Genomic DNA, 21,448 nt, shown 5'->3' with positions numbered 1-21,448 from the left:
CGCACAACACCAGCCATGTGAGAAAAAAGCTATACTTAACGCACACCTGCCGCGACAAAGGAAGGGATATAATGCGTCGTATCACACCTTTTTTTCCGTTTTTCGTCTTGTTGGTAAGCCATTTCTCGCTGGCTATAAGCTATCCGTTGCCGCCCGAAGGCAGTCGTCTGGTAGGACAGCCTGTCACAATCGCCGTACCGCAGAACAATACTCAGCCCTTAGAGTCATTTGCCGCCCGCTACGGTCAGGGGCTGAGTAATATGCTTGAAGCGAATCCCGGCGTGGATGTGTTTTTACCTCAGTCTGGTTCCACACTGGTGGTGCCGCAGCAGTTGATTCTGCCTGACACCGTTCGTGAAGGTATTGTGGTAAACGTCGCCGAGATGCGCCTTTATTATTATCCCGCAGGCACGAATACGGTTGAGGTGCTACCTATTGGTATTGGTCAGGCTGGCCGTGAAACGCCGCGCAACTGGGTAACTGCGGTTGAACGCAAACAAGATGGCCCGGTTTGGGTGCCAACGGCTAATACGCGTCGGGAATATGCTAAAGAGGGAAAAACGCTGCCCGCGATGGTGCCTGCGGGGCCGGATAACCCTATGGGGCTATACGCAATATATATCGGCAGGTTATATGCCATCCATGGCACTAACGCTAACTTTGGCATTGGCCTTCGCGTCAGTCAGGGCTGTATCCGTTTACGCAATGACGATATTAAATATTTATTCGACCATGTTCCTGTAGGAACCCGCGTTCAGATTATCGACAGGCCCGTTAAATTTTCGGTAGAGCCGGATGGCAGTCGTTGGCTGGAGGTACACGAACCGCTTTCTCGCAACCGTGCTGAATTTGAGTCAGACAAAAAAGTTCCATTGCCCGTTACGCCAGTGCTGCGCACGTTTATCAAAGGGGATGACGTTGATACTTCGCGGGTTAATGAGGTGCTGGAGCGCCGTTCCGGAATGCCGGTCAACATTAGCGCGGGCAGGCCTGGCCTTTAAATATCCTGTCGCATTGCTGGTTTTCATGGGCTGGAGTATCTGTATTAGTAGTGAGTGTCATGGCAGGGGCTTCATTTTCTCAACGAACCGCTAGCCCTCCGATTAAGTCCCCAAAAACTATGGGCGTCAAAAAACCCGGCAAACCTTATCAGGTCAACCGGGTAAAGATAAGTTCTTGTTTTTTAAACGTCTCCGGACTCACCAGGATGTCCCGAAACTAAAATCTGGCTCCTCTGACTGGACTCGAACCAGTGACATACGGATTAACAGTCCGCCGTTCTACCGACTGAACTACAGAGGAATCGTGTGGGGTCGTATATTAGCGGCGGAAAAATTTTTGTCAAACCCCATTTAACCTCTTACAGATTCGATTGCGGGTTATCTCATCACTTTGTTGCATTTGCAGACATTTTTTCTGCAAAAAGCTTTGCAGCCTTACGATTTCTCGCTCATTATTGAAATGTGGTTTCAACTCTCTTCTTTAAGGTCCATTTTGAACGTCTCCACTGCCTTACGCCAGGCTGTCGTCCGTACGCCCTGGTATGCCAAACGCAAGAGCTACAAAGTGTTGTTCTGGCGTGAAATCACCCCACTTGCTATCCCTATTTTTCTGGAAAATACCTGTGTTTTGCTAATGGGCGTGCTCAGTACTTTTCTCGTCAGTTGGCTGGGCAAGGAAGCAATGGCGGGCGTGGGGCTTGCCGACAGTTTTAATATGGTAATTATGGCTTTTTTTGCGGCTATCGATCTTGGTACTACGGTGGTGGTTGCCTTTAGCCTGGGCAAGCGCGACAGGCGACGGGCAAGGGCGGCGGCGCGCCAGTCGCTGGTGATTATGACGCTATTTGCCGTTGTGCTGGCAGTGGTCATTCATTATTTCGGCAGTGAAATTATTAATATTGTCGCAGGCGAGGCGACGTCAGAAGTAAAGGGGCTGGCGTTAACGTACCTTGAACTGACAGTGCTGAGTTATCCGGCTGCGGCAATTGCGCTAATCGGTAGCGGCGCGCTGCGTGGGGCAGGGAATACGAAAATCCCGTTGATGATTAACGGCGGGATGAACATTCTCAATATTATCATCAGCAGCATCCTGATTTACGGGGCTTTCTCCTGGCAAGGGCTGGGTTTTGCCGGCGCGGGGCTGGGATTAACCATTTCGCGCTACATCGGCGCAGTAGCGATTATTTGGGTGCTGATGATTGGTTTTAATCCGGCGCTGCGCATTCCGCTGAAAAGCTATCTGAAGCCGCTGAATTTCGGCATTATCTGGGAAGTGATGGGTATCGGTATTCCGGCGAGCATTGAATCAGTGCTGTTCAACGGTGGCAAGCTACTGACGCAAATGTTTGTCGCCGGAATGGGCACTAACGTTATTGCGGGTAACTTTATTGCCTTTTCCGTGGCGGCGCTTATCAACCTGCCGGGTAACGCCCTTGGTTCGGCGTCGACTATTATCACCGGTAAGCGTCTTGGTACCGGACAAATTGGTCAGGCAGAGCGTCAATTGCGCCATGTATTCTGGATGTCGACTATCGTACTTACGGCAATCGCCTGGGGGACAGCGCCGTTCGCGGGTCTGTTTGCCTCATTTTATACCCAGGAGCAGGACGTAAAAGAGGTAGTGAAAGTTCTGCTCTGGCTTAATGCTGTCTTTATGCCAATTTGGGCGGCCGCGTGGGTGTTGCCGTCGGGTTTTAAAGGCGCGCGCGATGTGCGATTTGCGATGTGGGTATCGATGCTGGGGATGTGGGGCTGTCGCGTTGTGGCAGGGTATACGCTTGGTATTGTGCTGGGTATGGGGGTTGTAGGGGTTTGGCTGGGGATGTTTCTTGACTGGGCCGTGCGCGGCGCGCTGTTTTACTGGCGTCTGGTAAGCGGGCGCTGGCTGTGGAGATACCCGCGCGTAAAGAGGGAGTAAGCGCTTTTTGCTGTGAAAATCATCAGGAAACGGTGAATTTTAACCGAAGTGTGGAATAAAGCAGCAAACGAACTTTTTTTGTGAAAACAGGCTTTGACAAGCCAGGGGCACCTCGTTAATATTCGCCCCGTTCACACGATTCCTCTGTAGTTCAGTCGGTAGAACGGCGGACTGTTAATCCGTATGTCACTGGTTCGAGTCCAGTCAGAGGAGCCAGATTTTAGTTTCGGGACATCCTGGTGAGTCCGGAGACGTTTAAAAAACAATAAATTATCTTTACCCGGTTGACCTGAGAAGGTTTACCGGGTTTTTTGACATCCATAGTTTTTAGGGGCTTAATCGGGGCCTCGCGGTTCGCTGAGAAAATGGAGCCCCCACCTATGGCATTAACCGATACCGCTATCCGCAAGATCAAACCCGTATCAGTATGCTGACATATAGATGTGTTCGGTTCAAACGGAGCGATCACACAAGCTTGCCAGGTGATGCCCCTGGTGGGAATCGCGACTGTCTCTTTCATCTGATTTCAGATATTTCCCGTGATCTTGATCCGTTCTTTCCCAAAAGATTGATTTCTTTCATTCGAAACAAGGATGTACAATAAGTAAACCAAAATAGTAACTATAGAGTTTCTAATGGATACAGTAGAAGAACTAAATGGAACATACTTCTATGCAGGAAAATCCAATCTGACTGCTGCCGAACTTCTGTTATGATTTTCTGTGAGAATACCGCAAGCCAGTTTGGGATTGGTGTTGCAGATTTCGGGGCTGTTGTTGCTTTGGCATCAGGTCGTAATAATCTTTGGACAAGGGCGAAACCCGCTGGAGCGACTAAAGGCACATCATACGCGTCCAGGACTGCACGTGCAGTGTTTAAAAAGTCAAAATTTCCCTTTGGAATATCCCTTCCGACATGGTTAGGCGGTTACACCCCGTGGACAGCCAGACGTGTTATGGTTCGTAACATTGCGCCGTTTGTTGGACGTTTCATTCCTTTGATCGGGGAAATTATCCTTGCCGCAGATGTGTCACAAATAACATATCGCACTATACGCGACTACAATACCATTGCTCGGGGCAATGATAAGTTATGGTAGACAATATTGAACAGCAAGTTTACGAGCTTGTACGGCCTTATGCTGGCACATATCTGTTCAACATTAAGCAAGTGGAATTAACACCAGAGATTGACCTTGATACTGATCTGAGCATTGATGAACTTGAAGCCGAAGATCTCATGAATAAATTCTTCGAGAAACTCAATGTCGAGCGAGGTAACTTCAGAATAGAAACCTATTTTCCTAATCACCCTTTTTCATGGCATCCGTTCAAGAAAACGGAACCTGTACCCGTCCCAGATTTCACTATCAGCATGCTGATCGAGTCAGCAAAAGCCGGGAAATGGTTATATGACTAATTGTAATGAACTTAACAAATGGCTATACCAGTACCCTTCTTTTTGAGCGATGATGGTGGCGCTAAGATAGTTCTCTTTTCTTTTTAAAGGGTTCATGTTTACTGTCGCCACCCCTACGCTAACCCCTTTAGTTTCCTCCTTTGCTGTCATACTATCGAATGACGTGCCTCACCTGTGAACGCTAAGGAGAATAATATGGAAAATAAAGGCACAAACCTAACGCCCGAGCAGGCGCTGGATCGCCTGGAGGAGCTATACGAGCAGTCGGTTAACGCGCTCCGTGAAGCCATCGCTGACTATGTTGATAACGGTACGCTGCCCGATCCCCACGCCAGGCTTAACGGACTGTTTGTTTATCCTTCGCTGTCTGTAAGCTGGGATGGCGCGACACCGAACCCGCCTAAAACACGCGCTTTTGGACGCTTTACTCATCCCGGCTGTTATACCACTACCGTTACGCGGCCTGCGCTATTTCGCGCTTATCTTCTGGAACAGCTTAACCTCGTTTACCATGATTATGGCGCGCATATTGCGGTAGAGGCCTCGCACCATGAGATCCCGTATCCTTATGTGATCGATGGCTCGGCTCTGACGCTGGATCGTTCTATGAGCGCCGGGCTAACGCGCCATTTTCCTACCACAGAACTGGCGCAGATTGGCGATGAGACGGCAGACGGTCTGTTCCACCCCGGCGAATTCTATCCGCTATCGCACTTCGACGCGCGTCGTGTTGACTTCTCGTTGGCCCGGTTACGGCACTATACCGGTACGCCGGTTGAACATTTTCAGCCCTTCGTTTTGTTTACCAACTACACCCGCTATGTCGATGAGTTTGTGCGCTGGGGATGCAGCCAAATTCTTGATCCTGACAGTCCCTATATCGCGCTTTCCTGTGCCGGCGGAATTTGGATCACGGCAGAAACGGAAGCGCCGGAAGAGGCTATTTCCGATCTGGCCTGGAAGAAGCATCAGATGCCCGCCTGGCACCTGGTAACGGCAGATGGGCAGGGGATTACGCTGGTAAATATCGGTGTCGGCCCTTCAAATGCTAAAACGATTTGCGACCATTTGGCCGTGTTGCGGCCTGACGTCTGGCTTATGATTGGGCACTGTGGAGGGTTACGAGAAAGTCAGGCGATTGGTGATTATGTGCTGGCCCATGCCTACTTACGCGATGATCATGTGCTGGATGCCGTTCTGCCGCCTGATATTCCTATTCCAAGCATTGCGGAAGTACAGCGTGCGCTGTACGACGCTGCCAAAGCGGTTAGCGGAATGCCCGGTGAAGAGGTGAAACAGCGACTGCGCACGGGAACGGTCGTCACCACGGATGATCGTAACTGGGAGCTTCGTTATTCCGCATCGGCGCTGCGATTCAACCTTAGCCGCGCGGTCGCGATTGATATGGAGAGCGCGACGATTGCAGCCCAGGGCTATCGCTTCCGCGTGCCTTACGGCACGCTGCTTTGTGTTTCTGACAAACCTTTACACGGTGAAATTAAACTGCCCGGGCAGGCAAACCGGTTTTATGAGGGGGCTATTTCAGAACATTTGCAAATTGGTATTCGTGCTATTGATTTACTACGCGCAGAAGGTGATCGTTTGCACTCACGTAAATTACGCACGTTTAATGAGCCACCGTTTCGCTAACGAAATGAGCTGTCGCCTGCTGCTGGACAGGAGTGGAAGAGGCGTATTTATGTGATATGGAAAGCGGCTGAATGAAGCCTTAGCGGGAGGCGATTCTGCATCCCGCTAAGGCCTTATTGTGCCGCGAGCTTCATCACCATCGCCGGATACCTGTCGCCGATAACCGCGTCTATGCCAGGAAACGCGCCGGAAGGCGAAAACATTGCGCCACACTTCACGCTCCTTGAGCGCCTGACCCACAAGCCCGGATTAACAAGCAGATACCGACCGTGAGAATCGATCAGCTTAAAGGGGTTATCAGAAGGCTTGATACTGAGGATTTTCGCGTCGGACAGGGATATAGGGTGGTCACGCCATTATCGAACTCATAGCGCCACGAGTGGCGCGGAAAGCCTTCATCATCATAGTGGCGCACGTCGGTAAAGCGCACCAGCCGGTGCTCGCCGTTCCATTCAAATCGGTGCTCCCGGCACTGCGCCTTGCCCCAGCGGTCAGCGATGGGATTGCCGAACTCGTCGTACTCATAGTGGTGGTCTGCCCTGTAGCAGCAGGCGGTCGCCTTTGACTTTCGCCTGATGCTCGCCACCTTCGGGCGGCATGTTCATGCCCAGCAGGTTGTCGTCGTCGTCAAAGCTGAACTCCTCGTGCAGGGCGTTCCAGCGCGGGTCTTCCGGCAGGCGGTGTTGGGTCAACATTAATATCTTGCGGTAATCTCTGTGGGTTTGGATTCGAATTTACGTTAGTGCGTGTGACCGGTAAATCCCGCGACGATCTGCAGGCAGCGATGGTGCTGATGCGCGGCGGCAATCTGGGCCAGCCGTTCCAGTTCAAAAACTTCCGCGATTGATTTTTCCCGCCCGCCGCCTTCCCGCATGTGAGAAAGGTGGCCGGGCGGGTAAATCGATTAAGGCGTGGCTTTTTTAGGCTCTGCGGCCTTGTTATACAACGCCTGAATCAGCGCCTGCTGTTCCGCTCCCGGTATGTTACCCAATCTGTGAAAAATATTCCCAATCTGATAAAGCTGCTGATTACCGGTGTCGTCCTGGCGGGTAATCGACGCCTGCGTGGTTAATTTTTTCAGCGTAAAGGTAATATGTTCCTGACACTCGGGCGTGTTTTCAGAACAAATCTGGCGTAACAGCATCAGGTTTTTATTATCGACCCTATCTGCGTTAATCATCAATTCCCTTGCCTGACTCCACTGTTTTGCATTCATGTAGTGGTCGATCATCGCCTCCTCTTCGAGAGAGGGAACGTGCTGGTGTAACACCCGTTTGGCATTCACCGTGTCGTTGCCATAGCCGTAAAGCTCTGCAAGTCTTTGAAAGGAACGCGACATATCTTCATCAGGCCAGGCTTTTGCTTGGCTGAGGTAAATCGCCTCGGCGCTGACGGCTAATTTTTGCGCTGCCTCAGGATGGCCAATTTCTTTGAGTACTTCACCTATTTCATTTGTTGCATCTTCCCATTCGGCGAACGTCAGGGTTTGCGCCTCGGCGGAGAGGGTTGCGATATGCTTTTCCGCCACAGCATTCTGCTTATGCTGAAAGAGATTCTTCAGCGCTTTGATTTTGTACTCGTAGCAATACCTGTCGTCGTAGCAGGTATATTCCGGCGCGCTCATCAGCAAATCGATACGCTTATTCATCAGCGCAACATCATCAAGCTTGCTTAATAAATCAATCAGCTCCATTTCAATGCGCGGCGAAGGGGCAAAATTGAATATTTTATCGACCTGCGTCACATAGGTTGAAAGCGTCTCCTGATAATTCTGTGTCAGCTCGTTTTTCTTATAAAAAGAGAGCAATCCCGGTAATGAATACTGGAAATAGCTTCCTTTATTGCCGGTTGCTTTGCGCAATCTCGCAGACAACGCCATCGCCTTCTCTTTATTACCCGTGGCGTAATAGATCTCCATCAGGTCGAGATACTCCTGATAACGGTAGGCTTCAGCACTCGGTTGTTGAGCAATAGCCGTATCAAACATTTTCAGCGCGCTATCAGCGTAAACCAACGCCTTTGCGGTGTCGCCCTTGGCATGGTACTGCTTCGCAATAATAAGCAGCATTTTTAGCTGAGTATAAGGAACAACAATTTTATCAGCGTAATTTTCATTATAAATAGCGGCGGTTTTATCAGGATCTGAGTGCCAGGATTTTAAAACCGTGGCTAAATAAAAATTCCTCGCGTCGGCATTTTTGCTAAGAAGGGCTAAGGCTTTTTCAGGCTGTTTGCGATTAACCCAGCCATCAACGTAGCTCTCGTAGGCGGTAATGCTCGACGGTTTATCGAGACCAATTTTGGACAGGAAAACCATCGCGGCATCCGGGCTATTATTTTCAGCGATCCACGAGGCCTCATGGTTTAGCGAAAACTTCGCATCATTCGATTGTGTGTCCAGCTTTTTCAGTAATGCATCCGCACGGCTCATCGGGCCGTACATAAACAGTTCCCTGTGTAATTCAAACCAGGCTGCCTGCGATTTAAAAGTGGTGTTTTCATTTAAAGGGACGGCATTTTGCAGTTTCTGTTCGACAACTGACCAGACATCAGGCGATTGCTGACTTTGTGCAACGCTCTGATAAGAGTAAAAAACCGTGGCGGCTGTGAGTAATGTGGCGAATTTAAATTTCATAGCAACGTGTATCCTTTCAGTTCCGTTTGAATAGCCTCTTTACAGCAAAGTCATATTTACTTAGTTTGAGGCGTTAATTCCTTTAAGGCTGCCAGTGCAGGTTTGACGCCGCCTTTTACCGCCGCTGTAAGATGAAGTTTGGCTTTGTTGAGGTCTTTCTCAACGCCATCACCATTCCTGTACATGAGTCCAAGGTTATAGTGCGCCTGAGCATTTCCCTGGTCAGCGGATTTTTTAATCCACTTATAGGCTTCCGGCAGGTTTTTCGGCATTCCTTCGCCGATAAGATTTAAATATCCCACTTCTAACTGCGCATCACTTTCGCCAAGCTCTGCCGCTTTGAATAAATAGGAGAGATATTTTTTGCTGTCTTGCGTTACGCCATCACCGTCGTTGTACGCATAGGCCAAAAAGAGAAGCGCGCCGGGATGATTTTGCTCTGCGGACTGAGTTAACCATTTCATCGCCGCATCGTAGTTTGTGCATTCAAACTCATACTTACCTAAATGATATTGCGCAGTGCTATCACCCTGCTTTGCCTTATTGGTGACGTCAGTCGGCGCATATAGCTCTGAAAGCTCTTCATCGTTGTGGTAACAACGGATGTATTTTATGCCGTCTTCATCATAGGCTTCTTCTGTACCTTCCTTGTCGCCATCGACATAGGGCAGCGCACTTAAGACCTTACCCGTACGATCGTTAAACTCTCTTTTCAGGCCGTTTCTTTCATCATTAGCAAACATAACCTCTTCAACAAGTTTACCGGTACGCTCGCTCCAGCGGCGATCGGCTCCCTGCTTTTTATCGTCTTTATATTCGGTGGTATAGGTGAGTTTGCCCTGTTCATTCCAGTGCTTAGCATCCCCATTTAGCATACCGTTTTTATAGGGATAGACTGATTCGCGGTGACCATTTTCGTACCACTTTTCGGAATCCCCGTCTAACACATCATGTTTATACATTTTGGATGAGGCAGGCTTTCCGTTGCTGAACCATTCTTTGACCGCACCATGTTTACGGCCTTCACTATCAAAAGAGGATTCTTCTTTGGGATGCCCATTTCCATACCAGCTCTGAGCAGAAAGCTGTTTGCCATTTTTATAAGTCGCTTTAGAAAGGAGTTTGCCCTCTTCACTGTATTGTTCGAACGTTCCGTCGTTTTCACCTTGGTTATTTCTGTGGTAAACACCACGAATTTTACCGGTAGAATAATATTCCGTACTGGTGCCGACAATGGTGCCTTTTCTGTATGAATATTTCCCCTTTATTTTCCCATCAGGGAAATATTCAAATGCCGGGCCTTCCAGTTTCTGATTTAAATAGCTGTGTTTTTGTTTTAAAACGCCGTTATCATAAAAATGTGGGCATTCGCCATCTTTAATTTTACCTTGGGCAAAGTAACGTTTACTTTCAACGGCTCCGTTTTCATGGTATACGATGTATTCCCCTTCGGGTTGACCATCTTTAAACGTCAGCGTTTCCGCTATTTTGTCTTTTTCATCAAAGTAAGTTTCAGCTTTTCCGTCACGCTTATTTTGCGCATTATAATGATAAATATTTTTGAGATTGCCGCTTTCATAGAAAGATTTAAATACAGAAACACGTTGTCGGTTAGCGAAGTTTTCTTCGTTGGTATAGCCTTCAAAGGCTATCTGTTTACTCTGCATCACCTCCCCTGTTTCTTCTGAGGATTCCAGATACCAGCCGGTGACTTTCCATAATTTTTTCTCTTTGTCATAGGGGAGGGGCATATGGACTACTGTTGTTGCCTGACGTTTAACCGTCGGTTGCAGTTCATCATCCAGCCACAAGTCAGACGATCTTTTCATGTATTCGGCACCGCACAGCGCTTCGGTACATAGCTCGATTCCAGTCAGCATGGGCGTGCCGCCAGCATCGCACTGATCGACCGTCAGGTAAAAATAACGGTCATCGAGAATAGCCGGTCTTAAACTGCGTATTTTATTAATATATTCTTCTGTCGTCAGTCCCATTGATTCTGCGCGCGCAGAAAGGGTATTAGTATTACAGGGTGTTTTATCTTTAAAATAATAACGGTCGGCGAGTAAAAGTTTCAGGTCACTGCTAATGGCGGTTTTATTAAAATCGATATTTTCAATTTGGGCGATGAAATTAACGGGTTTGGATTCTGTACTGGGGGATTGTTTTGCACATATATTCGCGCAATATAATGAAACTATAATTGTTATGAATATTTTCTTCAAGATGTTCTCCTTGTATGAATAATAACTCCCTGAAACTTATTTCATGCTATAGAAACAAAGAGTTAATGTAAAGGATGCGAGGAGCATATTCTGGCAGGAGAGAGTTTTCTTCAGTTACCAGTAAGAATAATTTAAGTATTACGAGCGCGTTGTTTTTAATTTGATAATAACGCGCTGATGATTATTAACGATTATATACCCAATAAACCTCAAGATGCGGGAGTGAGCACCTGAAAGTGATCTTTAATTCGGGATGTCAGTGAGTCCGCTATATCCGGCAGCCTCTGGTTAAAAAAGACAGATATTGCGTCCCTGAACTCTCGCGTACTGCTGAAGTAGCGATTATTCCGGGCATGTTCGTTCATTAATTTCCACATTCGTTCTATCGGATTCAGGTTTGGACTGTAAGGGGGAAGGTAATGCAGCCTGATATTTACCACCTCCGCCCAGTCTTTCACTAACTGTGAACGGTGGTAACCTGCTCCATCCGCTGCTCGCTCTTAGCCAGCTGTCAAATTTGCCCATACACCTGCGCCACATACCGCCCACGCCCGTCCCCATGCCCCAGATCCATTGCACACTCTGCACCGCTTCCTGTGAACGTAAGCCCATCAGCCTCGCCAGTTCCAGCGCCGCCGCCAGTCCCGGATCTTTCATGCGGGCCGTCTCCAGCACATGATGATAATGTTCCGGCGTGATCGCCTGTCGCGTCCCGCTGCGCGATGCACCAGCCAGACCCAGCGATTTATTAGTCAGCCACTCATGCTCTGCCACCTGTTTACGCCCGGCCTGTTGCAGAACAGCGCGCAGCGAGGCCATTTCATTTTGCAGCGTGCGTTTGCCGATCCCCTGCGCCAACCTTTCGAATATAGCTTTCAATGTGGCGCACCTTAATCTGCGCAACCCGCTGGATATGGACGTTCAAAGCCCGTAAGTGATGATCGAAACGCTGCACGATATGAATGCAATCGTTCACCGTTTTATGGCTACCGCCACAGTGCTTTGCCAGTGCCTTCATTTCACCACCTAACTTGCCCATACACTTCTCCTATGATTTTGAGAACACAAACAGTCTCCGGCGTATGCTCTTTGGCTGCGCCAGAACGATACCTTTACGCCGGAGTGGCAGTTTGTTGAGGTATAGGGAGTTTCAGACTGTACGCGGTACAGGCTGCCTGCGTGAGCAGAAATTCTCCGGGGCATTAGCCCCCCCCTCGGTATCGATCTTTTTCTCTTCTTTCTTGCTGACAGCGGCCCCAAAAAGGCGTGTCAGATTCGGGAATGAACGCCGGAACCCCGAAAACAGGGGCATGGCGCGGTGTAGTGGTTGTGCGTCACTTTGTCGCTTTGCGCGACGAAAGTGACGCACCGGTTGAGTGCCGGGCGCGAAAGATCGCGGATTCTGGCGCAGATTGACGGTCACGCGGCAGCAAAGCCGGACGTCTTTGCAGGCCGCAGCCCGTAAAGTAAAAGGCGCTGATGTGGTAACAGGTGCCGGGTGGAATCGCTTCCGTCACGGTGCAGCATTGACCAGAGATCTGGCGCAGGTACCATCGAGATACTCTTTCAGTTCTTTGGTACCGAACGTGTCGATAGCCCGCTGAGCTGCGCCAAGATTAGACGCCAGCTTGTCACCGCCAATGTCTTTATCGGCTTTAACTGCCGCAGCCCAGTCTTCTGTTTGCTTCTGCCATGACTCCGCTTGCTGTTGTTGCACTCCCGCCAGCACTTTCGGATAGACGTCCACCAGCTTCTGCGCCTGCTCCTGCGTCAGGTTCAGTTCACGCGCCACTGGTTCGAACTGCGCCAGCGCGCTGGTATCGAGTTCCTGACCTTCAGGGGCGGTGAACGCGTATTTCTCCGGCGCGCCGGGCGGCGTTTCTTCTTTCGGTGGAGTGGGCTTATTGGGATCGGCGGGTGGGTCGTGTGGTTTTTCAGAAGCGGGACCATCTGACGGTGGATCGGCGGGTGGATTTTCTGACGGTTTTCCTGTACCCGGATCGGTCTGCGTGCCGCCAGCGGTATCGGTTAATGCCATAGGAGGGGGCTCTATTTACTCAACGAACCGTGAGGCCCCGATTAAGCCCCAAAAACTATGGATGTCAAAAAACCCGGCAAACCTTATCAGATCAACCGGGTAAAGATAATTTCTTGTTTTTTAAACGTCTCCGGACTCGCCAGGATGTCCCGAAACTAAAATCTGGCTCCTCTGACTGGACTCGAACTTCATCTGTAGCTCCTGCTGTTAGTGGCTTTCAAAAAATGGCGTCTGTTTTTACCATCATATTTACCAGCATTTTTAATGCTGTATTACCATAAAGTCAATTACTATCAATTAGTTATGACAATACACTTCACTGAACCTTACTGAACGATCTTCCTGTGCTGCTATAAATTTTATCTCGTTTATTCAACAGATTACCGCTATTGCCCGATATGTTTCCTCCCGGAAAGATAAGTAAGGGCAGAAGAATACGTTATGACCAATGCTGAGATAGCCAGCCATCTTTATTCCCTTTCTCTATGCTGCTGGATGCGTTAACGTCAATGTAATGAACATCAACATTTTTAGGGAAAAGAATGACAAAAAGATTGCCTGTCGCGGAGATAGTGGAAGCATTAAGCAAATGGTTTGATGTTAGCCGCTATGATGCGCTGAAAAACCTCACTCTGGAACAAATTTATGCGGAACTGGAAAGGCGCATGTTTGCCTACAAAGCCAGACAACAATGGGAAACACTGGATGATAAGCATCGTAATGCCGTTATTCACCATGATGCGATGATCCACTCTGGCAGGGTCTTGCTGGAGGATAAATGGATCTCTGATAGCCACATGCTGGCTCATAGCTATGCCGTCAGGCCAATGACAAGGGATTCACTGTTTAACTATGGACGGGCAATGTATCGACTGGAGAATACACCTCCAGAAGAAAATGTTTCAGTGAGTTCGGATTACATATCTGAATACCTGAAACAGGGAGGGCTGAACCCTGCTAACAAGATGCTGATTGAAATTGATTTGGAAGAAGCCAGTAGCGACGATCTGGCTGAACACCTGAAAGTGCTTATCAATCAATGGCAGAAGCACCTGAAAGTGCCTAAACCACCGGAAAAAGATTTTCGTTTTGGTCATAAAACATTCCAGAAGATACTCGATTACAAGATTATCCCTCTGATGGACCTCATAGCTTGGGAACAGCTCAACAATCAGAAAATCAAATACCCTGTATTGGCTGGTATCCTGCACCCTGATATGCGTTATGCCAGAGGTAGCGAGCAAATCAAAGACACTGATTATCCGCTTGCCCACGGTTTTTTAAACAATGACAATTATTTCAAGTCACTGAGTGATTTTTTCATAAAAAACAATCTGGTGAAAAACTCACCTATTCTTGATGTCATCGCAATGAATGACAAACCAGAAACAAAAAAGAAAACAAGGGACATCCACTAACCCTGAACTTCCCCTGTATTCATATTATATAAACATCCCCTAAACTCACTGGTCCTGAACATCCCTCCGGTTCAGGACTGGTGAACCAACCTAGTTTTTTACAAGCGATCTCCATACAATTATCTCCATCGAATAACACAGGAGATAAATATGGTTAAAAGAGAAATAAAAGCAAAGACAACGTTTATCCGTTTGCCAGAAGTAATAAAACGCACCGGATTTGGTAAAACGTGGATTTACGAACTGATTAAGGCCGGGCGTTTTCCATCTCAGGTGAAAACAGGGATAAGAGCAGTGGCATTCATTGAAAGTGAGATTGATGAATGGATTGAAGCGACTATTCGAAACTCACGCCAGAACGCAGCATAAAAACAGAAATAGGATCTCGTGTCGAACAGATATCTGTTCGTACAGGGCATCTTATTACCCTAAACAATAATGGAGAAAAACATGAAGATAGAACTTATTACAACAAAACAGTTTATTGAACAAGCCGAATGTTATTTCAGGAACTATATGGACGGATTGCGGAGGAATGCACCAGATGATTTTTATTATTTTCTCAACAATAAATACAATATGAATGACATTATGGAAAGTATCATTAAAAAAACGAGATATTATTTTTATGATGACACCGAAGAAGGCAAAAGGAATCGGATTTATGGAGAAGTAAGTCACTGTAAGGTAAAGCAACATCTTCGTCAGCTTTGGATTATCTATAAGTGTGTATACCGCTAATACTACAGCATTTCATTTTTAATATTAACCAAAAGGAAAAGCCAATGAATACATTTAAAAATAAAACTACTGAAATCTTTTATGTTGTGTCCTTGCATATCTATGCGGAGCTTTTTAACTCAAAGGATAAAACAACCAGTAATATGATTATGACGCATGTAATGGATCATGAGTTTGTCTGTAGGCTAATCGATCTGGCAATGAGGAATGCTGAGAAGCATCTTCTGAAAAAAGCATGGAAAAAAAACGCTGCTGAAAAACTGTCAGAGGTGGATTTTAAAGGGGTTAAGCAGGCATTAGCCAAAATGCACTACACCGTTCTGGCAGAGTCAATATGTTGATGTGTTCTGACGTATACCGGCCCCTTCATGGGGCTGATAACCGGACAATTAAGGTGCTGTTCTGCGGCGAGACTTGTTTTGCTGCTGTTCGAAGGTTGGACTAATGTCTGACAACTGGTCAGGGCACTCTATTTATAACTATAAATTTGATTGAGATCATTTTTTAATAGAAAATTAGCGTATTACACATTGATAATCTCTTTTATGGAAGCATATGTAATTGATGACCTTAACAAGGAAATTACATGAGCACCGCAACTGACTTTAAGACACTCCTCGACAATATAAAAATAGATAATGCAGGCCAGATTAGTAAAAGGTATGGTCGTATAACTAAGGCTTTGAACCAATACTTTTATAACTTAGATTCTAAGACAGCCAATTCACTACAGGTTGGTTCCTATGGGCGCTTCACAGGGATTCGAGGGATCTCTGATCTTGATATGCTTTACTTTCTACCTGCAACTGCATGGCCAAGATTCCGAGATCGACAATCGTATTTATTACAGGTTGTGAAAACAGAAATCAAGAAAACTTTCAAAAATACAGATATTCGCGGTGATGGGCAAGTTGTTGTTGTTAAATTTAAGAATCAAGAGGTTGAGGTAGTTCCTGTATTCAGTAATGAAGATGGCACTTTTACATACCCGGATACACATGATGGTGGATCGTGGAAGGTATGTAACCCTAGGGCCGAAATGTCGTCTTTTAGGGCACTGAATGATGATAGGAAGGGACATCTGAGACGTCTATCTAAAATGATTCGAGCATGGAAAGCTCGTCATGAAGTTGAGATAAGTGGATTCTTAATTGATACACTGTGTTATAATTTTTTCTCTAATCTAACTGAATATGATGATAAGAGTTTCAAAAGTTATGATCAACTTTCGCTTGATTTTTTCACTTTCTTAGAGAATGAAGGTGACCGAGTATTTTATTATGCTCCCGGTAGTCGCTCAAAAGTGAGCGTAAAAAAATCATTTAATAAAGTAGCAAAATTAACAAAAGAATATTGTGAAGAAGCTTTATCTGCTACAAGTGAAAACTCAAGAAACTTAGCTTGGAAAAAAGTTTTTGGCAGGCCTTTTCCAAATTATACGACAAAAGCACTCAGTAATGTCAATGTATCTGAACAGTTTATTGAAGATCAATATGAGATGAATTTATATGGTCATGTTTCGATAGAATGTGAGATTAGAAAGAATAATTTACTGGAAGCTCTTCTTTCAAATCTTCTTGGCGAAGGGCATGATATTAGCACGAATCGCAAGTTAAGATTCTATGTTGATGAGATAAATAATATATCTCACCCATATAAGATTAAATGGAAAATAAAAAATGTAGGTGATGAAGCTGAGCGCCGAGGAAATGTTAGAGGTGAAATTTTAGACGATGAAGGCGGTTCTGAGCGTTTCGAGACCGCAGATTTCTCAGGACCTCATTTTGTTGAATGTTATGTTATTTATGGTAATCAAGTTGTAGCAAGAGATAGAATCGACGTACCTATACATAATTAGTCCCACTTTATGTTAGGTTAGTGTTAAACTAACATTAACCTAACATATGATAATGGTGAGTCGGATGGATAATAATATATTAGAAGGGCAATTAAGAGAATGCTATGGAAGGGTCGTTTACACACATAAAACTCACGAGAAATGTGCAGATATCCTTCAAAAAAAACTAGGCTGCATGAAAAATTTACAGTTAGTTCTTTTAGCAATAACTACCGGTAGTTTTATAACTACAGTGGTGGGAGATGCTAAAACAGGTGCTATAATTGGGTCAGTACTTTCCGCTATCCTCCTATTTTTAAACTCATATTTAAAGGATTATGATTTAGGCTCTATAGCTCAAAAACACAGACAAGCTGCTGGGGATATGTGGTTAATCAGGGAAAGATATTTATCTCTTCTCACAGACTTGAAAATGTAAACTAAAAGTATCGAGGAAATTCTTAAAGAAAGAGACGCCTTGATGATTGAACTTTCTGCAATTTATATCGGAGCACCATCCACGAATTACAAGGCATATTCAATGGCTCAAAAGGCACTGAAGGAACTTGAGGATATGACTTTCTCTGATGAGGAAATTGATAAATTTCTTCCCACTGAATTGAAACGGAAATGAATTTATTTATTCATAGATTAGATAATTCGCATTGGCTCAAATCAGATCTGACAGTTATCAGTTATTTATACAGATATCTGTCAGATTCTATTTAGCTTAAATTCTTTTTAGCCCGAATGCGTTTTCCATCAGGTAATATTTTCATTGGTGTCCGGCCACAGCCCATTTTCCCCTGATGAATTTATTCATTATTATAGTTAACCAGCAATTCATCAAGATCTGTTTGTAATAATCCAAGAGAGCCTTCTCTTCCTTTGGCAGTCTCTATCTTCAGTACTGGCAGTGTCCTGAGACTAATAAAATGGCAATACACCACTTTTCAGTAAATCGGCCGCCGTAATCAACGTTTTGATTACGTAGAGCTTACAGCGAACGAAAGTAAAACCGCCAAATTAGATTGACGGTTTTATTGTGATCAGAGTGCGAAGTCTTCCAGTTTTTTACCTGCTTCGATAGCAGCAGCGATCGCTTTAGGAGTGCGACCCTGACCTGTCCAAGTCTGCTCGTTGCCGTTTTCATCTGTATATTTGTATTTGGCAGGGCGTGGAGCGCGGGTCGATTTGGTTTTAGGTTGGGATGAGCCAACAGCAGCAAGGAGTTCTGCCGGGTCAATACCATCTTCTAACAGTTTCTGACGGAAAGCTTCCAGCTTAGCCTGACGTTCTTCTTGTTCCTTACGGACGGCACTTTCTTCCTCACGACGATCTTCAACGACAGCGGAGAGTTTTTCCAGCATCTCTTCCAGAGTTGCCAGATCTGTTTCACGAGCATGTGCGCGAAGTGTACGAATATTGTTCAGTGCCTTGAGAGCTTCACTCATAGTATGTTGTCCGGTGTTTTAAAATAGGTGATTAATAAGGTTAATGTATATAATGCTGTTGAACAGTCAAAAAATACCAACCAGTAAATAATATAGTAAATATTATTGATTAAGCAATCTTAAAACATCCTATTTAACACGGATAACATAGGGCATTTCTTTAAAGAGACATTTTCCTGCGCTTCTGGCTTGATGGGTCGAACTCTGACGAGATGTGAGAGAGTTGATTCAGGCTTTGTTCTATGGAACGCTTGAACTCAACAGCGGCTTCTGTACGCTGTTTTATGACTAAGGCAATTATTTCTTCATCGCTTTTTTCTGAAAGTGCTTTACGGTATAACACGCGTTCGTTAAATAAATCGAGATTACCAGTTGATCTCGCTGATGTGTTAGCTTTTGAACTGCTAATAGGATTTAACTCGTCAATAAAGTATTCAATAAGAGATTCTCTCTTCTTTTCAAGTCTGCGAAGCTCAGTATGTGCAGACTTAAATTTTTGAGACTTAACCAATGGAATGTCATCAGAGCGTAGCCTACGATATTCATTCCTGTATTCATCTATCGAAATATGATTTTTTAGTTCTTTGACTGTATTTACGTATTCGATTAAATCACTGTTGTCTGTTTTTACTTTTCTCATAAACAATACCTCGGAAATAAAATAGTGGATATATTTATATTACGAGATATGGTTCAGGTGTCAAATTGGCATAGGCATAAAAACATTACTTGGTTTTATACCGTTCAAAAATAAGCTCGCCTGTATCTGTATAAATTTCTATTTTTCCTACTTTCCCATCAGTGCCTTTTATCGAGAAACGAATTAATCTTTCATTATGATATTTGTCTAACAGGTCTGGTCGTTCAGTAAAATATCTTGATTTTGTGGAGCGATCTTTCAGATAGTCGCAGCTTGAACAAACCTGCTTTTTGAAATCCTTCTCAGATAAATCACTTTCTTTTATTTTTGAAGAAATAAAAGCCTTTAAAGGTCGTTCATACTCCTCTCTTTCTTTAGCTTTGCGTATTTGTTCTTCTTTCTTGCGCTGTTCTTCAATACGGTAAAGTCTGCCTTGTTCTTCCTGCGCGCGTATTATATCCACTTCAATTATTTTACTAATGATTGAGGCAGGAACAACACTGATACCTTCAGACCACCCACGATAAGGATTATTGTTTTGTATGTTTCGGACTGTAGCAGATATTCTGTTTATATCCAGATCTTTATCAAAGGAAACAATACGTTGTCCGTTTTCTTTTGATATGAGTTTAGCCGTGTTCACAGGGGATTCAAGACCCTTTAATTTGAATGTGGCTACGGCACTGTTGCGACTTCTGTAATATAATGCTTTTTTCTTATCTCCAATATAGCATTCAAGATAAGAGAAAATCTTAAACTCCTGAATGCCAAATGTTTCCTCAAGCATGGTCATCTGCTCAGCTAATATATTTAGTATATCACTCTTGGATAGTTTTTCGTGGAGCTTAATCTTAAGAGAACCGGGTAGTTTTTTCATTGTTATTTCCTTGTTGTTGTTGTTATTTTATCAGGATACTTTCTGCATATGAGAGTCTGCGTCAACAGCGTTTCTTCTTGCTTCCTCATTTTCCTTTGTTCTTTTATATACTTTTCGTGGTTTATCAACATGTATGCTGTTATTGGGATTAGGAACAGCGTTATTCTTTTTCTTCTTACTGAAAACAAATGCGTCAGTATAGATTTCTTTTGTTTCAGTTTCTAAGAATAGGGTTCTTCTTTCACTTTTTGACATAGCTGAATAACTTTCTGGATACTGTTCTATTTCTGCGCAAAGATTGCGAGCGTTGCTCAACTGTTCTTTACGTTTCTGATCCAGTTGATGACTCATTCCTTTAGCGAAAATGTTAGAGTTGATATAGAGATGACCATGATGCTCGACGAGTATTCCTTTCTGTCTGAGTTTTTTAAAAATGTTAGACATATTACCGGAAGCGATATTCAATGCTTTGCACAGCGATGATTGTGAAAGATTGATCAGATTTCCAAACTCCATATACTCCAAGATATAGGTTAATACACGGAATTCATTCTTGGATATATCAAGATCAGAGAAAACACGAAAGTTGGAAGTAAAAGCAAATACATAAGGTTGTGAAAACGAAATAGCTTTATCTTCCTCAGAAGAAATAACTGTTGTTGATTTTATTTCTTTGTTTTGTAGTAAGCGTCTTGCGATATCAATCTTTTGCTCGGTAGTTAATGATTCAAATAAGTGTAATAGATCAGCATCTGGTGTATTCATATTATTCCCTCTTATTATTTTTGTTATATCTGTTTTAATACTATGCAAAAAAGTGAAAGTCAATAGTAGAACTATAAATAAAATAGAAAGTATATTTTTATGACAATGTTATATGTTAAAAAAACTATGTTCGAACATAGATCTTGCTATGTTCGAACATAGGACGGATCTATGTTTGAACATAGGAGTTTGCTATGTTCGAACATAGGAAAAAAGTTGTGAAGCCGCGATTTTACTGGTCCGGGACTATGCTTATAATTAAATAATTAGTAAGAAGTTAAGAGAGTCCAGTTTTACTTTTGCGTTATGTTTTAGTGGTTTTACAGAGGGTATTGTATTCCTTAATAACTGCTATCAGCGAAGTGATTGTTTCGAACAATCACGAACCGCTGCTTTTATTGTGAGAGCTTAATTAAGATTTCTTTTGTTTTATTAGCGTCTACGCCGCGATCTTTTTTTGGATAAATCCATCATTAACAGGGGCAAGCCCTGTCCAGCAAAGTGATTGTTGCCAACAATCACGAAGTGCTGCTACCAAGGATATAGTTTTCCTATGTGTTTAAGAGCAAATGCTATATGTCAGAGGGAAGATGGTATATTCAAGCATAAGATCTGAGTTCTAACTCGGTGGAGGGAATGATCTTTATACTGATCGCTTTATTTTCCATTGATAAAATATTAATAACTTATAAGTGAACAAGAAAAATAGTTTTATACCAGTATCAGGGGCGTAGCCGTGCGCCAGCACAATGGATGTATTTTCAAAAAATAATAATTGAATGTATCAGGTAAAAATAAATATCAATAAGCATAAGTAAGAGTGTTCTATA

General features: G+C 44.5%; 18 protein-coding genes, 2 tRNA genes and 6 pseudogenes. 13 read left to right on the top strand and 13 right to left on the bottom strand.

Annotated elements, in window-relative coordinates; genetic code table 11:
* Positions 1-71 precede the first annotated feature (71 nt).
* A complete protein-coding gene (ldtA, locus tag N7E69_RS23170) occupies positions 72-1,001 on the top strand; it encodes a L,D-transpeptidase (RefSeq protein WP_001252816.1) in 930 nt (309 codons plus the stop codon).
* Between the two features lie 225 nt (positions 1,002-1,226).
* Here the strand turns inward: ldtA and N7E69_RS23165 are convergent.
* Positions 1,227-1,302, bottom strand: a tRNA-Asn gene (locus tag N7E69_RS23165).
* Positions 1,303-1,461: 159 nt separating this feature from the next.
* On the opposite strand from N7E69_RS23165, the gene N7E69_RS23160 reads away from it, so the two are divergent.
* From N7E69_RS23160 to N7E69_RS23145, 4 genes and pseudogenes are all read left to right on the top strand, one after another.
* A complete protein-coding gene (locus tag N7E69_RS23160; protein WP_001675746.1) occupies positions 1,462-2,919 on the top strand; it encodes an EmmdR/YeeO family multidrug/toxin efflux MATE transporter in 1,458 nt (485 codons plus the stop codon).
* 140 nt (positions 2,920-3,059) lie between these two features.
* Positions 3,060-3,135, top strand: a tRNA-Asn gene (locus N7E69_RS23155).
* Between the two features lie 419 nt (positions 3,136-3,554).
* Positions 3,555-4,018: pseudogene (locus N7E69_RS23150) on the top strand (STM2901 family protein).
* The gene (locus N7E69_RS23145; RefSeq protein ID WP_000228159.1) at positions 4,012-4,338 is read left to right on the top strand and encodes a DUF1493 family protein; all 327 of its coding nucleotides are present in this window, start codon (positions 4,012-4,014) and stop codon (positions 4,336-4,338) included. Before N7E69_RS23150 ends, N7E69_RS23145 begins: the two are co-directional and overlap by 7 nt.
* Here the strand turns inward: N7E69_RS23145 and N7E69_RS23140 are convergent.
* A complete protein-coding gene (locus tag N7E69_RS23140; RefSeq protein ID WP_001536381.1) occupies positions 4,327-4,488 on the bottom strand; it encodes a hypothetical protein in 162 nt (53 codons plus the stop codon). The two genes, N7E69_RS23145 and N7E69_RS23140, sit on opposite strands and share 12 nt — an antisense overlap.
* Before the next feature lie 45 nt (positions 4,489-4,533).
* Here N7E69_RS23140 and N7E69_RS23135 point away from each other — a divergent pair, with 45 nt between their 5' ends.
* On the top strand, positions 4,534-5,988 hold the full coding sequence (locus tag N7E69_RS23135) for an AMP nucleosidase (protein ID WP_000428189.1): 1,455 nt from the start codon (positions 4,534-4,536) through the stop codon (positions 5,986-5,988).
* A gap of 521 nt (positions 5,989-6,509) precedes the next feature.
* On the opposite strand, the gene N7E69_RS23125 is transcribed toward N7E69_RS23135, so the two are convergent.
* Positions 6,510-6,683 carry a hypothetical protein gene (locus tag N7E69_RS23125; protein ID WP_000957535.1) on the bottom strand — a complete coding sequence of 58 codons (174 nt, stop codon included), beginning with the start codon at positions 6,681-6,683 and terminating at the stop codon, positions 6,510-6,512.
* A 47-nt stretch (positions 6,684-6,730) separates the two neighbouring features.
* Between N7E69_RS23125 and N7E69_RS23120 the strand changes: the two are divergent.
* Positions 6,731-6,835, top strand: a pseudogene (locus tag N7E69_RS23120) (DUF520 family protein); the annotation flags it as partial.
* A 57-nt stretch (positions 6,836-6,892) separates the two neighbouring features.
* On the opposite strand, the gene N7E69_RS23115 reads toward N7E69_RS23120, so the two are convergent.
* The 5 genes and pseudogenes from N7E69_RS23115 to N7E69_RS23095 all read right to left on the bottom strand — a co-directional run bounded on the left by N7E69_RS23115 (position 6,893) and on the right by N7E69_RS23095 (position 12,886).
* Positions 6,893-8,623: a hypothetical protein gene (locus N7E69_RS23115; RefSeq protein WP_000669120.1), complete on the bottom strand. Its 1,731-nt coding sequence runs from the start codon at positions 8,621-8,623 to the stop codon at positions 6,893-6,895.
* A 56-nt stretch (positions 8,624-8,679) separates the two neighbouring features.
* Complete coding sequence (locus N7E69_RS23110) at positions 8,680-10,374, bottom strand: SEL1-like repeat protein (RefSeq protein WP_077904895.1); 1,695 nt, start codon at positions 10,372-10,374, stop codon at positions 8,680-8,682.
* Between the two features lie 683 nt (positions 10,375-11,057).
* Positions 11,058-11,336, bottom strand: a pseudogene (locus N7E69_RS23105) (transposase); the annotation flags it as partial.
* An 85-nt stretch (positions 11,337-11,421) separates the two neighbouring features.
* Positions 11,422-11,887, bottom strand: a pseudogene (locus N7E69_RS23100) (phage integrase N-terminal domain-containing protein); the annotation flags it as partial.
* A gap of 474 nt (positions 11,888-12,361) precedes the next feature.
* On the bottom strand, positions 12,362-12,886 hold the full coding sequence (locus N7E69_RS23095) for a peptidase (RefSeq protein ID WP_001219023.1): 525 nt from the start codon (positions 12,884-12,886) through the stop codon (positions 12,362-12,364).
* Positions 12,887-13,428: 542 nt separating this feature from the next.
* Between N7E69_RS23095 and N7E69_RS23090 the strand changes: the two genes are divergently transcribed.
* The 6 genes and pseudogenes from N7E69_RS23090 to N7E69_RS23065 all read left to right on the top strand — a co-directional run bounded on the left by N7E69_RS23090 (position 13,429) and on the right by N7E69_RS23065 (position 17,516).
* Complete coding sequence (locus N7E69_RS23090) at positions 13,429-14,304, top strand: DUF6387 family protein (protein ID WP_000166862.1); 876 nt, start codon at positions 13,429-13,431, stop codon at positions 14,302-14,304.
* A gap of 150 nt (positions 14,305-14,454) precedes the next feature.
* The gene (locus N7E69_RS23085; protein ID WP_000240779.1) at positions 14,455-14,673 is read left to right on the top strand and encodes a helix-turn-helix transcriptional regulator; all 219 of its coding nucleotides are present in this window, start codon (positions 14,455-14,457) and stop codon (positions 14,671-14,673) included.
* 81 nt (positions 14,674-14,754) lie between these two features.
* Positions 14,755-15,045 (top strand): hypothetical protein, encoded by a 291-nt coding sequence (locus N7E69_RS23080; protein ID WP_000687681.1) that lies wholly within the window; start codon positions 14,755-14,757, stop codon positions 15,043-15,045.
* Between the two features lie 44 nt (positions 15,046-15,089).
* Positions 15,090-15,386: a hypothetical protein gene (locus N7E69_RS23075; RefSeq protein ID WP_001091329.1), complete on the top strand. Its 297-nt coding sequence runs from the start codon at positions 15,090-15,092 to the stop codon at positions 15,384-15,386.
* A gap of 245 nt (positions 15,387-15,631) precedes the next feature.
* Positions 15,632-16,903, top strand: coding sequence for an SMODS domain-containing nucleotidyltransferase (locus N7E69_RS23070; protein WP_000102010.1), 1,272 nt, complete (start codon positions 15,632-15,634; stop codon positions 16,901-16,903).
* A gap of 46 nt (positions 16,904-16,949) precedes the next feature.
* Positions 16,950-17,516 (top strand): annotated as a pseudogene (locus tag N7E69_RS23065) (SLATT domain-containing protein).
* Positions 17,517-17,607: 91 nt separating this feature from the next.
* Here the strand turns inward: N7E69_RS23065 and N7E69_RS23060 are convergent.
* From N7E69_RS23060 to N7E69_RS23040, 5 genes and pseudogenes are all read right to left on the bottom strand, one after another.
* A pseudogene (locus N7E69_RS23060) lies at positions 17,608-17,884 on the bottom strand (IS481 family transposase); the annotation flags it as partial.
* A gap of 47 nt (positions 17,885-17,931) precedes the next feature.
* Positions 17,932-18,336 (bottom strand): H-NS family nucleoid-associated regulatory protein, encoded by a 405-nt coding sequence (locus N7E69_RS23055; RefSeq protein WP_001287371.1) that lies wholly within the window; start codon positions 18,334-18,336, stop codon positions 17,932-17,934.
* A gap of 160 nt (positions 18,337-18,496) precedes the next feature.
* Entirely contained in the window at positions 18,497-18,976 is a 480-nt protein-coding gene (locus tag N7E69_RS23050) for a DUF4756 family protein (protein ID WP_001233371.1), read from the bottom strand.
* Positions 18,977-19,061: 85 nt separating this feature from the next.
* Positions 19,062-19,853: a hypothetical protein gene (locus N7E69_RS23045; protein WP_000735923.1), complete on the bottom strand. Its 792-nt coding sequence runs from the start codon at positions 19,851-19,853 to the stop codon at positions 19,062-19,064.
* A 30-nt stretch (positions 19,854-19,883) separates the two neighbouring features.
* Positions 19,884-20,618, bottom strand: a complete 735-nt coding sequence (locus N7E69_RS23040; protein ID WP_001095779.1) for a replication/maintenance protein RepL — start codon at positions 20,616-20,618, stop codon at positions 19,884-19,886.
* Between the last annotated feature and the right edge of the window lie 830 nt (positions 20,619-21,448).

Origin of the sequence: Salmonella sp. 3C (assembly GCF_025426275.1) — a bacterium.
GTDB lineage: Bacteria > Pseudomonadota > Gammaproteobacteria > Enterobacterales > Enterobacteriaceae > Salmonella > Salmonella enterica.
The sequence above is the reverse complement of the archived record's forward strand: the minus strand, read 5'-3'. Positions and strand labels throughout refer to the sequence as shown.